Source organism: Nostoc sp. FACHB-152 (assembly GCF_014697475.1).
Classification (GTDB): Bacteria; Cyanobacteriota; Cyanobacteriia; order Cyanobacteriales; family Nostocaceae; genus Nostoc_B.
This window is the reverse complement of record NZ_JACJRV010000003.1, coordinates 172,826-186,058: the sequence shown is the minus strand read 5'-3', so window position 1 is coordinate 186,058 and position 13,233 is coordinate 172,826. Positions and strand designations below refer to the sequence as shown.

The window sequence follows — 13,233 nt, the reverse complement described above, 5'->3', positions numbered from 1 at the left end:
ATCCTTCATCCTAGCCTACGGCAAGCCGCTAGAAGCGTCTACACATTTCATACTTAATAACATTATGCCTGTGCAGAAATCTCATTATGAAGCCAGCTTGGCAGAGTATAGCAATCATCAAGCGGCGATCGCTCTTCTTAAACAACACCGACCATACTTAGAAATGATTCCTAGTTTGCGTCGTCCAGATGAAAGTGTCATTACTATTCCTCTGCCAATTGTGCGCCTGCGTAATACTAAGTCCGAGACTCCACAGGCAATGCGTCTACCCTGTGATGTAGCAATTATAATGTGCGATCCAGAATGGAAAGTTAAAACTGGAGCCGAAATTTTAATATTTATTCATCGTCCCCATGAAGACTTTTCTGATTTATTGGGGCGTTGGCGACAAACCCAAGTTTACTTAAATCAAGACTATGAGTGGTTAATGCCTCCTCGCCATAGTCATGTTTTAAGTGAAGGGGCTAATGCTATCTATCCTTTATTTGTGGTTTTTAGTGAAACATCAGAACGCATTCAACGCGGTCTGATAGGTGCAGAACTACCATTTGTTATGCAAACATCATATTTGTTTATCGAAGAAGAACGAAGGGATGAAGAGGGGCTAGCCCCTAGCCCCTAACCTCTAGCCCATTACTTCACAAACTGAGGCATGATTTCAGCCGCAGTGAATATGCCGTAAATGCCGCGTTGATGTAATTGCATACCTGCTTTGAGATAACCAAAAGCAGGGCCACAAACGTTTGCTGCCATGCTGGTTTCATCTCCTAATGTAAAGGTGTGGGTGGAAATCTTACCTTCAAAAGTGCGCCCTGTTACTTTAACGTTGGTGCTGAGGGGTTTTTTGGGATTGCGCGTATCTACAACACCACCAACAGTTACGCGATCGCGTTCTACTATTCCTGCTAACTCTAACATCACATCATCGGCGTGTTCCATATTTTCTAAGGTCAACACGCCATTTGTTTTATCTAATAAGGCTTCTACCTCTGCGTCAGTCATTGCCCTTGCCGCTTCTACTGTATAACCAGGCATATGACCAATATCTTCTCGAACGGTGGCGCGGTAAGCTTCCCAGTTAGCAATTCCTACACCGAAGGTAATTTCTACTTGATGAATTTCAGCATAGCTTTGGGCGGCTAGGGCCGCCGCCGCAGTTAACAGTCCGGGTGTTGCACCACATCCTGTCATGTAGGTAATACCTGCGGCTTGCAGTTCTTCTTTCATCGCAATTAACTGTTCTACCGCACTGGTGCGCTTAATAGCATCTACTAACACCCCACGCCAACCAGATTGAATAAACTGACGTGCTACAGAAGGAATAAAGTCGTTGGGTAGGTTGGGTAAAGCTAAAAAATACCCGTCTACAGGTTGGGTGCTATCAATTAAGTCTTGAATACTGTTGTTCGTTAATGTACCAATTGGTTCTAAATAACCTACAGAACCTTGAGACTGATAAGTGGCAATACAATCTTTAAAGTTTAAACCTTCAGCAGCGTAGGCATAGCCTTTTTGATCTGCTACTGCGACTAAAGTCATTTCTCGTTTACCAGCAAGTACCTTGGCGGCTGCTTGTCCAAGTCCACCGAAACCTAATACTCCGACACGTATAGCTGGTGCAATATTTGCTGTACTCATAGTTAATTACTTAAGTTGAATCACAAGTCTGGACGATGAACCATTTTGGTTGATGGCGTAGCCGTTTTGCGACTTGCCGTTAGGCATCGCTCAAACCTATAAAGGTTAATTATGCTTCATTATCCTGGTTTCTTCCCCAACTAGATTAGTTTTTTACCAGAATTTCTTGCTGAGTTATTTGAAGTACGCAGATATTTTCTCAGGGTTAATACTGATTTGTATTTGGTATAAATTATGTTCTATTAATATTGTATCGTCTCCGAAAATTAGGAAAAACTAAATTTATGGATTTAAAAGATATTGCTAATAAAGCTGTTGAAAAAGGTGTAGAAACTGCCGTTGAAAAAACTTTAGGGATTAAAGATATAAAAACTATACGAGCAGTTGCAGAGACTAGTGCAGCAGCAGGTGCTGCTGTTAGTGCTGCTACAGGGCTATCTGTGGCAGCAACTTCAGGAGCAGGAATTACCTCTGGTCTAGCAGCAGCAGGAGGTGTGGTTGGTGGTGGAATGGCTGCGGCTCCTGCGGTACTGGCAGCCGGCCCTGCTTATGCTGGGGCAAAAATAATGAATGAAACTTTATTTAAAGACCAACCAGATTTACCTGAGGAAGAACGCAATGCTCGCGCAGCTGCAAGAACAGCTACAAACATTGGTGCTGCTGCTGGTATCGCTGGTGCTGGTGCTGTAACAGTAGCAGCTGGTGCTTCTGGTGCTGCAATTATGAGTACCCTTGCTGGTATAGGTGGTGTTGTTGGAGGGGGTGCAATTGCTGGTACTGCCATAGTTGCTGCTGCACCTGTTGTTGCTGCGGGTGCTATTGGATACGGAATATACAAACTGTTCGGCGGCGGTAAATAATTACTTTAACTCACTCATCCAATGCAGTTTAATAATGCATTGGAGTAAAAAAAATTTTAAATATAATGCGAATACATCAAGAAATTACTGAAAGAATAAGGTACGTAGAAAGATTTGAAGTTTTAGTTTCTGGCAAAAAATTAAATTCTGCAAAATCTACAAATCTTCGTTCTGATGAGTATCCTTTTAGCCGTGCAGCAAATCGCCAGATGCCCATATCAAAATGGCTAGAAACTCGATTTAGTCAAACATATCCAGGGTTTCAAGCAAGTGTAATTTATCCAAACGGTTTAACAGTAAGCCCTGATATTCCTATTGGAGTTGTAAGAGACGCATACAAGGAAGTTAGTAGCGTTTATGGCCAATCAATGAGATTTAAGTTTTATAGTAATGATGAATCTTCAATTATTAAACTAAAAACTAATCTTAGGAAAGCAGGAATTGAGACAAAATTTGCAAGCCCATCTATTTTATGGCTGTGGCAATGGTACACCGTTGAGAGTGAGATTTTACGTATTCATCTTCCTATGTTTCACCGCCTAGCACTACCTAATATATTGAAATTATTGACTTCTTCAAAAGATATCGGCTTTGAGTTTAACTTCAGTTATGATAGTTGTCATTTATTTGAAGCTAAATCTGACTATTTATATTTTGGAATGGAGCAGTTTAAGTTGTTAAAATCTCTCACTAGTTAGTTTGTTTAAGTTTTTATAGATTGCTCTGATAAATAACGCGACTGCCGAAATATAAATGTAGAGATAGCGATCGCTGATTTATACAAACAATTTCAGTTTGCAGCATAAGAAACTGAAAATGAATAAATTCGAGCATAACTAATGGTGCGATTTCTGATAAGCCGATTCTATAGTTTTTAATAAATCTGGAATATCATACGGTTTAGAAATAAAATCAGCGATTCCCAAGGATGAGGCTAGTTCGTCTAGATAGCCGTGGGCTGTAACTAATATAACTACTACCTTAATGCCTTGTGATTGAATATGCTGATACACCTGAACTCCTGTTAGTTCCGGCATCATATTATCTAAAATTAATAAATCTGGTTGCTCTTTAATAATTTTTTCTATAGCTTCTTTGCCATTCTTAGCTTCTTGTGTTTCCCACCCTTCTTCCTCTAGCAGAAACGCAAGCATAGCTCGATTATCATCATCATCATCTGCAATCAGGACTTTACGCTTTTCTCTACTCTGATTATTCATTTATAGTTTTTTGATTAGTAAATATAGGAATCTGGATTGATTAATGAACATAGTTCTGTAGTTAGACAAGAGGCAATAGGCAACAGTAAAGAAGGCAGGTAACAACACACTGATTTTTGAAAAAATCAAATAAAATTACTATATAAGCTTAGATATTACGTCTATATTAATTAATTGATTTTAGCAATAAATTACCATTTTAAAGTATTTGCGTTGTTTATGTCATCGCTCAAAAACTATTATAAAAATACAATTATTTACCTATTCGATTATAAAAATTTGTTTATATATAAAATTAATAAACTAAATCTAGAAATTATATAGGAATCCGGTTTAATTAATGAACATACTTGTGTAGTCAGGCAAGAGGCAATAAGTAACAGTAAAGAAGGAGGTAACAATACACTGATTTTTTTCAAAAATCAAATATGAGTTCTATATTTAACGAACAATATCAACAGACATATACAATATTAAATAATAAAAAATTGCATTAAATAATGAAATATATTTATCTGTATACCTATTAAAAATAGTTCTAACTCTTGTGAGAATAAGACAATATATTACTTAGTAAAGATAGGAGAAATAATGAAAAGTTGGAGGTAAACCTAGCTAAGACAAACCCAATCGAAATTCAAAAACATTTGAAGGGTGTTGACTATCCTGCCAGTAAGCAAGAATTAGTTAGTCATGCTCAAAAGCAAGGAGGCGATCGCTAGGTTATCTCTATATTAGAAGAATTACCAGATGACGCAGAATTTGAAAGCCCAAAAGATGTTAACCAAAACTAAATTTTTGTATTTAAGTAATCTCCTGATTTACCACCAGTTTTACTGATTAAGTAAATCGATTCAATTTGAATCGATTTTTCTAAGGCTTTCGCCATATCGTATAAAGTCAATGCTGCTACAGAAACGGCAGTTAATGCTTCCATTTCTACTCCAGTTTCAGCTTTGGTTTTAACGGTGGCTTGAATTTGATAACCAGGTAGTTGGGGATCGGGAATAATTTCCACAGCAACTTTTTGCAATGGCAGTGGATGACATAAGGGAATTAAATTCGATGTTTGTTTAGCAGCCATAATCCCAGCTATCCGGGCGGTTGCCAGCACGTCACCTTTAGGAGTATTGCCAGCTTCTATGGCTGCTAATGTTTCTGGCAACATCCGCACCCTAGCGGCGGCAACTGCTTGGCGGACTGTGAGTGCTTTGTCAGAAACATCCACCATCCGTGCTTGTCCTTGAGCGTCTAGATGGGTTAAGTCGGTAGAAAATTTTTTTGGAGAATTGTCTTGCATTTCTAAGGAATGTAGTGCTACTATATTTTTCTGGCAGGGGCGTGTAGCTCAGTGGACTAGAGCACGTGGCTACGGACCACGGTGTCGGGGGTTCGAATCCCTCCTCGCCCGTTTAATTAATTTAAAAGAAAAGAGGCAGTAGATATATATCTATTGCCTTTTATATTTATAAATTCATCTTATTCAAGGAATAGGCATCTTCACCGCGACCTATAGCAAAACGTAAAGAACTAGGTAAGTCCTTATTGCAGAGGCTAACAAAAATTACTAATGCTAATACAGTTAAGGCTGTACTGTAACCAAACATATTGCGGTAGCCTACCTGCTCACTGACATATCCAAAGATAGGCGCAGCGATCGCAATTCCGAAGTCAAACCCCGCCATACAAATGGAAAAAATTCGCCCGCGTTCTTGTGGCAATGAACGGTCTGCCATCATTGTTGTCACCATTGAAATTACTGTCCCACCACCACAGCCTTCTGCGATCGCAGAAATTAAGAATGCATTGGTACTATTTGCTTGCCATAGCAGTAGACAAGTCAAGGTATAGGCAAAAATTCCGAAGGTAATAAACAAACCACGACCAACGCGATCGCTCGCTTTGCCAGCAAATACCCGAATAGTAAAACTGGAGACTGCTGAAACTGTGAAAAACCAGCCACCATGAAAATTGACCCCAGTAGATTTAATAAATAACGCCACAAAGATATGCACAGCACCAACAGATGTCCCCACCAGCAACATCACAATAGCTGGAACTCTCACCCTCGGACTCAGGAATATTTGCCAAAAATTACTGTTGTGGCTTTCTGATGGCGATTGTTTATTTAACGGTGGATTGATGACTTGTGATGCACACAATAATCCAATAACAGCGATCGCTGCGGTAAACCAAAATAACGGCGAATAGCCAAAACTTGCTTGTAAATATCCTCCTAGTGCTGGGCCAATGGCTAAACCGATGGGAGCTGCTAGACTCATGTAACTAATAATTTCACCCCGAATGGCAACAGGAGCTAAATCAGCCACCAAAGCACTGTAACCAGTGGTAAAAGCAGCGATGCTAACTCCGTGAAAAATCCGCAGGCAGAATAATAATGGGATAGAAGTAAACGCTAAATAACCAAAAGGTGCGATCGCTGCTACTGTCATCCCAATTAATAAAACAAGTTTACGTCCATGTTGGTCGGCTAGTTTTCCTAGCATAGGACGAAACAGCAATAATCCGATGGCAAAGCCTCCCATGACAATGCCAATTTCTTGTTTGCTACCGCCTACATCTTCAATGTATAGCGGTAAAGTTGGTAAAAAAGCTGCGGTACTTGACCAGAATAGTAAACCTGCTATAAACAGAATCAACACGAATTTCTGTAAAATCTATAACTCACAGCTTATTATCTCTTTAAAATATTAATTTGGCAGAAAGCTGGATAATTGCATTGAATTATTGGCTAGCAGCTATGACTTCTTGCTTCAGTCATAAAATCTATATTTTTACTTTCAGCAGCTTCTAGATTTGCTAGTGTAAAGATGGTAGATGTTAGTAGCTTAGATATATTAAAGCTAACAGGTGATTTATTTTATTGAATTAAATAAGAGATAGAAACTATGGCGGCATTTGAATCGAATCACAATCGTTATAGCCAAGAAGATGTACAACGCATTCTTCAGTTGGCGATCGCGCGTCAATCTGATGACCAAGAAAAAGAATTTTCTTACGAATTGCTGTCAGAAATTGCTGGAGAGTTAGACATTTCGCCTGAATGTTTACAACTAGCAGAAAAAGACTGGCGATCGCAACAAAGTGAAATTCAACAACGCCAGGCTTTTGACGCTTACCGTCTCTCAAAATCTAAAAAGCGTTTGGGCAATTTTGCGATTGTCAATACTGTTTTAATAGGAATTAATTTTCTTGCTACCAGTGGTCATATTTTGATTTTCCCTTGGTCGCTGTACATTTTCCTCTTCTGGGGATTGAAAATAGGGCTAGATTTTTGGAATAACTTTCATGCCAAAGGTGAAGAGTATGAAATGGCTTTTCAAAAATGGTATCGCAAGAATCAGCTAAAGCAAACCGCCAATACAGTTTTGCAAACTGCTAATACTCTTGTAAATAGATGGTTTAAAGCATTGCAGATTTAGGCATTAAACTGCCAAAAATCTTTGAATTACATCTTGGCTAAGTTCGTTAGTCGAACCAGAGGCAACAATAGCACCTTTTTGCATGGCGTAATAGTAATCAGCTTGACGCACAAAGTGTAAATGTTGCTCTACTAGTAATACAGAAATACCTGTTGTTTCAACGATGCGACGGACTGCGGCTTCAATTTCTAAGATGATTGAGGGTTGAATACCTTCGGTAGGTTCATCTAATACGAGTAATTGTGGTTGTCCCATTAAAGCACGGGCGATCGCTAGTTGTTGCTGTTGTCCACCACTCAAATCTCCCCCCATCCGCGACAGCATAGTTTTCAACACAGGAAACAAGCTGAAAATTTCTTCGGGAATTTCGGCTTTTTTTGGCTGTTTCCGTCTAGCTTCTAACCCTAGTAGCAGATTTTCTTTGACTGTTAAACGCGGAATAATTTCTCGTCCCTGGGGTACATAACCAATACCCATTTTTGCCCTTTGATCTGGGGATTTGGCGTTAATTAATTCCTCAGCAAAGTTAATTGTGCCACTACGGGGTTTGAGTAAACCCATAATTGTTTTCAGCATGGTTGTTTTACCAACACCATTGCGGCCAATTAAACAAACCATTTGCCCGGATGGTACTGTCATATCTACGTTGCGAAGAATGTGGCTTTCACCGTAGTAAACGTTGAGGTTTGAGATTTTTAGCATAAATAACAGTATATTTGCGGTAATTACGTCTTGATACGAGTCGCAAAAATTGGTTTTTGAGTCGCAAAAGTTGGTTTGTGAGTTGCAAAAATTGGTTTTTGAGTTGCAAAAATTGGTTTTTGAGTTGCAAAAATTGGTTTTCGAGTCGCAAAAATTGGTTTTCGAGTCAGAAATTAAATTGACTATTTGGCTAACTGGAGTATATAGCTCATACTTCATAATATATAGATGCTATGCAAAGTAAATGACTCAAACGATGAAAACCAAAAAATTGTTGACATTTGAGGAGTATCTTGCATATGACGATGGTACAGACACGCGGTATGAGTTGGTGGATGGAGAGTTAGTTGAAATGCCACCAGAAAGTCAGGAAAATAGTAACCTGGCAAGATTTTTATTCGTTGAACTACTCAAACATTTTGCCTTTTATTTAGTTGCTCATAAGGATACAGAAATTGAGGTTGCAGGACGAAGGGCTAGATGTCGTTTACCCGACTTAATGGTTCATACAGAAGAATCTTATGCTGCCCTTGTTGGTACTACTCGTGCTACCCTCACCCGTGATATGCCACCGCCTGCATTAGTAATTGAAATTGTTTCTCCGGGAACGGCAAACCGTGTTCGTGATTATCGCTACAAGCGGACGGAATATGCTGCTAGAGAAATATTAGAGTATTGGATTGTTGACCCAGAAATACAACAAATTACGGTTTGTCAGTGGGTGGAAGGACAGTATGAGGATAAGGTGTTTACATCTGCAAATTCTATAGAATCAGTAGTAATTCCAGATTGGACGCTAACAGTAGAGCAGGTGTTTAATAGCGCAAATAGACCATAATTACCACGTAAATATAATAGACGGATTTTTTCATTCTTGCTGTTGTCCTAAATATACTTCAATAACACGACGGTCATTTTGCACTTCCTCAAAATTGCCTTCACACAAGACTGAACCTTCATGTAATACTGTGACTTTTCTCGCTATTTGTCTGACGAATTCCATGTCATGTTCAATTACTAAAATTGAATGACTTTGAGCTAAAGTTAACAGTAATTCGCCGATGTTATAAGTTTCTTCATCTGTTAAACCTGCTACTGGTTCATCAACAAGTAATAAGTCAGGAGATTGTGCTACTAACATTCCAATTTCTAAACGTTGCTTTTCGCCGTGGGCTAGTAAAGCGGATGGGATGTCAGCTTTAGATGTTAAACCTATTGTTTCTAATAACCCTGCAATATTCTTTTTTTCAGTAGTATGAGAACGCCCAAATAATGTAGAAAAAACGTTTTTATTCCGGTTGCTGGTAATTTCTAGATTTTCGCGTGGTGTAAGGTTGAGATAAACTCTAGGCGTTTGAAACTTACGTCCAATTCCTAACCGGGCAATTTGATGTTCGCGCAAGGAACGCAGATTTTTACCTTTGAATAAAACTCGTCCTGTAGTTGGTTGAACTTTGCCTGTAATTACATCAAGAAATGTCGTTTTTCCTGCACCATTCGGGCCAATTACGACGCGTAATTCACCCACATCCATACTAAAATTTAGGTTATTGATAGCTTTAAAACCATCAAAACTAACAGTGACGTTTTCAGTTTCCAAGATTTTGGCGTTCATTTTGCACTTCTGCGTCTTCTTCTAAGCTGGGATATGTAGCGATTTTTTGACGACGGCGGAAAAGTGAAATGTTTTGATTTAGTAACCATCCCACAATGCCATCAGGAAGGACTGTGACAACAATTAATAGTAATGCGCCTTGGAAAAATAGCCAAATATCGGCAAATTTTTCGCTTAAAAGCACACGGGCATAATTGACTAATAAAGTACCAACAACTGCCCCAATTAATGTAGAACGTCCTCCTACGGCTACCCAAATTACCATTTCAATCGAAAAAGCAATATCCATTGCTCTGGGTGATACAGACCCACTTTGTAAGGTGTAAAATGCTCCTGCTATGCCTGCGATCGCACCAGAAATTGCAAAGACTAATGTTTTATAATCTGTAGGATCGTAGCCCGAAAATCTCACCCGACTTTCATCATCTCGAATGGCGATTAATAATCTGCCAAAACGTCCACTTGTTAACCAACGGCAAAGTGCATAGGTAATAGCGAGAAACACTACCGTTAGAATATAAAAAACAAATTGGGTTTTGGCATCACTAACAGTTGCCCCAAACAAAGTTGTAAAATCTATTAACCCATTTGTGCCGTTGAAAAATTGTTGTTGTCCGTTAAAAAAGTTGAAAAATACAATAATTGCCGCTTGGGTCAAAATTGAAAAATAAACGCCCTTAATGCGGTTGCGAAATACTAAATATCCTAATAATCCCGCCAGCAAACCAGGAATAATTACCACAGCCGCTACAGCTACAGGAAAAGAATAAAAAGGTAGCCAAAACCAAGGAAGTTCTGTCACACCATACAAGCCCATAAAATCAGGTAACTCCCCTGTTGGAACTTGCAACTTCAGGTACATAGCTATAGCGTAGCCACCCAAACCAAAGAAAATTCCATGTCCCAAACTCAGTAGCCCAGTGTAACCCCAAATCAAATCAATACCCAAAGCCACAATAGCCAGGGATAAAAATCGCCCTAACAAATTCAGACGGAATTCTGAAAGCAGCACTGGCATAATTAAGATGAGGATAAGTGCGATCGCTACTACTATCCCAACCTCAATTAAAATTAACCTTCCCCCCTGCTTCATACACACCCTCCGCGCCTCTGCGGTTTAAACATCAACAGTCCGGCCTTTTTGCGGAAAAATCCCCGCAGGTTTCCATTGTAAAAACCCAATAATTAGCGCAAATACCAACACTTTAGCCATACTGGTTGTAGCGAAAAAACTAAATAAATCTGCTAAAGGTTTTACAGGCGTAAATAATAAACTCAAAGTCCCAGAACCAATTAAAAAATTAGCTGTACCTATTCCTAAAGCAGCAACAATAGTTCCGACTAAATTACCGACACCACCGACTACAACCACCATAAAGGTGTCGATAATATAATTTTGTCCAGTATTTGGCCCAACAGAACCGAGTAAACTAATTGCACATCCAGCCACACCAGCTAAACCAGAACCTAAAGCAAAAGTGATAGCGTCAACTTTTTGAGTTGGGATACCCAAACAAGCACTCATGCTGCGGTTTTGTGTTACCGCCCTAATTCTTAATCCCCAATTAGAACGTTGTAAGAATAGATAAATTCCCACCACACAGATTATTGTTAAAGTAATAATAAATAATCTGGCAAATGGTATTTGCACACCACCCAAAGATATTCCGGCTTGTAACCAACTAGGTGCTGTGACATCCACATTTTGTGCGCCAAACCACGGTTGCGTTACTGTTAGTTGATAAGTTTGGCTTAATAAATTAGTGATTGCGATCGCTACTCCTCCAGAAAGTAACAATATCACAGCCGTACCCCATTTACGAATTCTCTCTACATTTGTTCGTGAATTTAAAAATCTCTTACCTCCAAAAAATAGCAGAGAAAATAAAACTATCCCAATTATCAGCACCCAATTTACGCTGCGAACAAACTGCTGAAAAATTAAACTTACTCCCCAAGTAGCTAGTAAAGTTTCTAGAGGTCGCCCATATAGATAACGAATTACACCTCTCTCTAGAATTAACCCTACACCAGCAGTAAAAACAAAAGCGATTATTAAAGCCAAAAAGATATAAATTTCAAACCAGAAACCACCTAATTGTTTGCATCCATTCTGCACAACAAATGTGGCATAAGCACCAAACATCATTAATTCGCCATGCGCCATATTAATCACACCCATCAAACCAAATATTATGGCGAGTCCCAAGGCTGCAATTAATAATACAGCACCGATACTAATCCCATTAAATACAGCATCTAAAAAACCTGTTAACACTTTTTTACCCGGATTATTAGTGATAGGTCAACAGTTTAAAGCTAGTAGGTTGGGTAGAGGAAAAGAACCCAAAATTATCAAGACTTTGTTGGGTTTCGCTATCGCTACACCCAACCTACGATTCTTAACTATTGATCTTTGACTCTGGACTAATTAAGCTTGCTTATATTTACCACCTTTAGCTGGGTCTGACCAATCACAAGCAAATCCCTTGGTTTCTTTCACAAATTGATTCCAAGGTACTGGTGCAACTGGTTCAGGTGTAGCATAGACAATATCAAACAAACCATCGTCTCTAACTTGACCAATTCGCACAATTTTAGAGATGTGATGATTGGCATTTACTGTTACTTTTCCTTCGGGTGCATCTATGGTTTGATCATAAGCCGCAGTACGTACTTTAGCTATATCAGGAGTCCCGGCTTTTTCTACTGCTTGTTTCCACAAATAAACTGCGATATATGCTGCTTCCATTGGGTCATTTGTTACCCGATTTTCGCCATATTCTTTTTTAAAAGCTGCGACAAATTTCTTATTAGCAGGTGTGTCTACTGTTTGGAAATAATTCCAAGCGGCATAGTGTCCTTTGAGATATTCAACACCAATTGCTTTTACTTCTTCTTCAGCAATACTTACTGACATTGAAGGATATTTATCTGGTGTTAAACCTGCACCTTTTAATTGTTTAAAGAAAGCAACATTACTATCACCATTGAGGGTGTTGTAAATTACGCCGCCATTAGGTAATTTTTGCTTAATTTTTGTGATAATAGGTGTAACTTCTGTGTTTCCTAACGGTAAATAATCTTCACCAACTGTTGTGCCGCCTAAAGCTTCTAATTGCGCTTTAATAATTGTGTTAGCAGTGCGAGGAAAAACATAATCCGAACCTACTAAAAAGAATTGTTTACCCTTATTTTTTAACAGCCAATCCACAGAAGGTTCAATTTGTTGGTTTGGTGCTGCACCAGTGTAAAAAATGTTTTTAGAACATTCTTGACCTTCATACTGCACGGGATACCACAGCATATGGTCTTTACTTTCAAAGACAGGCTTAACATTTTTGCGACTTGCAGAAGTCCAACAACCAAACACTACAGCTACTTTATCTTGATCGATTAGTTTGGTTGCTTTTTCTCTAAAAGTATCCCAATTAGATGCGCCATCTTCAACAATTGCTTCTATTTGTTTACCTAAAACACCGCCGGCTGCGTTAATTTCTTTGATTGCTAATTTTTCAGCATCGACAACGCTTTTTTCACTAATAGCCATTGTGCCACTGAGGGAATGCAACAAACCTATTTTGATAGTGTTACCACCAGTCGCTGCAATAGGAGACGTATTATTTGCGGCTGGAGTGGTTGTTGTACTTGGAGAGTTGTTAGCGCAAGCCTTCAGCAAAATGCTGCTGGCCATAGTTGCAGAACTGAAAATTAAAAATCTCCGGCGGTTAAATTGTCTACTCATATTTTTATTA

14 protein-coding genes, 1 tRNA gene and 1 pseudogene are annotated in these 13,233 nt (G+C 39.0%); 7 read left to right on the top strand and 9 right to left on the bottom strand.

The annotated features are described in order from the left end of the window. The first annotated feature begins 64 nt into the window (after nt 1–64). Nucleotides 65–622 (top strand): hypothetical protein, encoded by a 558-nt coding sequence (locus H6G76_RS04660; RefSeq protein WP_190696449.1) that lies wholly within the window; start codon nt 65–67, stop codon nt 620–622. Nucleotides 623–633: 11 nt separating this feature from the next. Here H6G76_RS04660 and H6G76_RS04655 read toward each other — a convergent pair whose 3' ends face one another. Further along, entirely contained in the window at nt 634–1,638 is a 1,005-nt protein-coding gene (locus H6G76_RS04655) for a saccharopine dehydrogenase-like oxidoreductase (protein ID WP_190696059.1), read from the bottom strand. Between the two features lie 284 nt (nt 1,639–1,922). Between H6G76_RS04655 and H6G76_RS04650 the strand changes: the two genes are divergently transcribed. Both H6G76_RS04650 and H6G76_RS04645 read left to right on the top strand, forming a co-directional pair. After that, the gene (locus H6G76_RS04650; RefSeq protein ID WP_190696056.1) at nt 1,923–2,498 is read left to right on the top strand and encodes an RNA polymerase subunit sigma-24; all 576 of its coding nucleotides are present in this window, start codon (nt 1,923–1,925) and stop codon (nt 2,496–2,498) included. 65 nt (nt 2,499–2,563) lie between these two features. Beyond that, the gene (locus tag H6G76_RS04645; RefSeq protein ID WP_190696053.1) at nt 2,564–3,196 is read left to right on the top strand and encodes a hypothetical protein; all 633 of its coding nucleotides are present in this window, start codon (nt 2,564–2,566) and stop codon (nt 3,194–3,196) included. Nucleotides 3,197–3,334: 138 nt separating this feature from the next. Here H6G76_RS04645 and H6G76_RS04640 read toward each other — a convergent pair whose 3' ends face one another. Continuing rightward, entirely contained in the window at nt 3,335–3,718 is a 384-nt protein-coding gene (locus H6G76_RS04640; protein ID WP_190696051.1) for a response regulator, read from the bottom strand. Between the two features lie 599 nt (nt 3,719–4,317). Here H6G76_RS04640 and H6G76_RS04635 point away from each other — a divergent pair. Then, nucleotides 4,318–4,512, top strand: a pseudogene (locus H6G76_RS04635) (DUF2795 domain-containing protein). On the opposite strand, the gene moaC reads toward H6G76_RS04635, so the two are convergent. Further along, a complete protein-coding gene (gene moaC / locus H6G76_RS04630) occupies nt 4,509–5,018 on the bottom strand; it encodes a cyclic pyranopterin monophosphate synthase MoaC (protein WP_190696048.1) in 510 nt (169 codons plus the stop codon). The pseudogene H6G76_RS04635 and the gene moaC overlap by 4 nt on opposite strands. A 37-nt stretch (nt 5,019–5,055) precedes the next feature. Between moaC and H6G76_RS04625 the strand changes: the two genes are divergently transcribed. Then, a tRNA-Arg gene (locus H6G76_RS04625) sits at nt 5,056–5,129 on the top strand. A 55-nt stretch (nt 5,130–5,184) separates the two neighbouring features. Here the strand turns inward: H6G76_RS04625 and H6G76_RS04620 are convergent. After that, complete coding sequence (locus H6G76_RS04620; protein ID WP_313934747.1) at nt 5,185–6,381, bottom strand: MFS transporter; 1,197 nt, start codon at nt 6,379–6,381, stop codon at nt 5,185–5,187. A 246-nt stretch (nt 6,382–6,627) separates the two neighbouring features. On the opposite strand from H6G76_RS04620, the gene H6G76_RS04615 reads away from it, so the two are divergent. Next, on the top strand, nt 6,628–7,161 hold the full coding sequence (locus H6G76_RS04615) for a 2TM domain-containing protein (RefSeq protein WP_190696045.1): 534 nt from the start codon (nt 6,628–6,630) through the stop codon (nt 7,159–7,161). Between the two features lie 3 nt (nt 7,162–7,164). Here H6G76_RS04615 and urtE read toward each other — a convergent pair whose 3' ends face one another. Then, nucleotides 7,165–7,863: an urea ABC transporter ATP-binding subunit UrtE gene (gene urtE / locus H6G76_RS04610; protein WP_190696042.1), complete on the bottom strand. Its 699-nt coding sequence runs from the start codon at nt 7,861–7,863 to the stop codon at nt 7,165–7,167. A 256-nt stretch (nt 7,864–8,119) separates the two neighbouring features. On the opposite strand from urtE, the gene H6G76_RS04605 reads away from it, so the two are divergent. Continuing rightward, on the top strand, nt 8,120–8,701 hold the full coding sequence (locus H6G76_RS04605; RefSeq protein WP_242056311.1) for a Uma2 family endonuclease: 582 nt from the start codon (nt 8,120–8,122) through the stop codon (nt 8,699–8,701). Between the two features lie 30 nt (nt 8,702–8,731). On the opposite strand, the gene urtD is transcribed toward H6G76_RS04605, so the two are convergent. The 4 genes from urtD to urtA form a co-directional block, all read right to left on the bottom strand. Next, nucleotides 8,732–9,478, bottom strand: coding sequence for an urea ABC transporter ATP-binding protein UrtD (urtD, locus tag H6G76_RS04600; RefSeq protein WP_190696036.1), 747 nt, complete (start codon nt 9,476–9,478; stop codon nt 8,732–8,734). Then, nucleotides 9,453–10,571 (bottom strand): urea ABC transporter permease subunit UrtC, encoded by a 1,119-nt coding sequence (gene urtC / locus H6G76_RS04595; protein ID WP_190696033.1) that lies wholly within the window; start codon nt 10,569–10,571, stop codon nt 9,453–9,455. The genes urtD and urtC overlap by 26 nt, the downstream gene beginning before the upstream one ends. A gap of 24 nt (nt 10,572–10,595) precedes the next feature. Next, a complete protein-coding gene (locus tag H6G76_RS04590) occupies nt 10,596–11,756 on the bottom strand; it encodes an ABC transporter permease subunit (protein WP_190696030.1) in 1,161 nt (386 codons plus the stop codon). A 153-nt stretch (nt 11,757–11,909) separates the two neighbouring features. Then, entirely contained in the window at nt 11,910–13,223 is a 1,314-nt protein-coding gene (gene urtA, locus H6G76_RS04585; RefSeq protein WP_190696027.1) for an urea ABC transporter substrate-binding protein, read from the bottom strand. Nucleotides 13,224–13,233: the final 10 nt, after the last annotated feature.

Bases quoted from the DNA above. Each gene is read 5' to 3' on its own strand.
- urtC (WP_190696033.1), bottom strand. From the start codon at position 10,571: ATGAAGCAGGGGGGAAGGTTAATTTTAATTGAGGTTGGGATAGTAGTA.
- H6G76_RS04655 (WP_190696059.1), bottom strand. From the start codon at position 1,638: ATGAGTACAGCAAATATTGCACCAGCTATACGTGTCGGAGTATTAGGT.
- urtD (WP_190696036.1), bottom strand. From the start codon at position 9,478: ATGAACGCCAAAATCTTGGAAACTGAAAACGTCACTGTTAGTTTTGAT.
- H6G76_RS04605 (WP_242056311.1), top strand. From the start codon at position 8,120: ATGAAAACCAAAAAATTGTTGACATTTGAGGAGTATCTTGCATATGAC.
- H6G76_RS04645 (WP_190696053.1), top strand. From the start codon at position 2,564: ATGCGAATACATCAAGAAATTACTGAAAGAATAAGGTACGTAGAAAGA.
- urtA (WP_190696027.1), bottom strand. From the start codon at position 13,223: ATGAGTAGACAATTTAACCGCCGGAGATTTTTAATTTTCAGTTCTGCA.
- moaC (WP_190696048.1), bottom strand. From the start codon at position 5,018: ATGCAAGACAATTCTCCAAAAAAATTTTCTACCGACTTAACCCATCTA.
- H6G76_RS04640 (WP_190696051.1), bottom strand. From the start codon at position 3,718: ATGAATAATCAGAGTAGAGAAAAGCGTAAAGTCCTGATTGCAGATGAT.
- H6G76_RS04615 (WP_190696045.1), top strand. From the start codon at position 6,628: ATGGCGGCATTTGAATCGAATCACAATCGTTATAGCCAAGAAGATGTA.
- urtE (WP_190696042.1), bottom strand. From the start codon at position 7,863: ATGCTAAAAATCTCAAACCTCAACGTTTACTACGGTGAAAGCCACATT.
- H6G76_RS04660 (WP_190696449.1), top strand. From the start codon at position 65: ATGCCTGTGCAGAAATCTCATTATGAAGCCAGCTTGGCAGAGTATAGC.
- H6G76_RS04650 (WP_190696056.1), top strand. From the start codon at position 1,923: ATGGATTTAAAAGATATTGCTAATAAAGCTGTTGAAAAAGGTGTAGAA.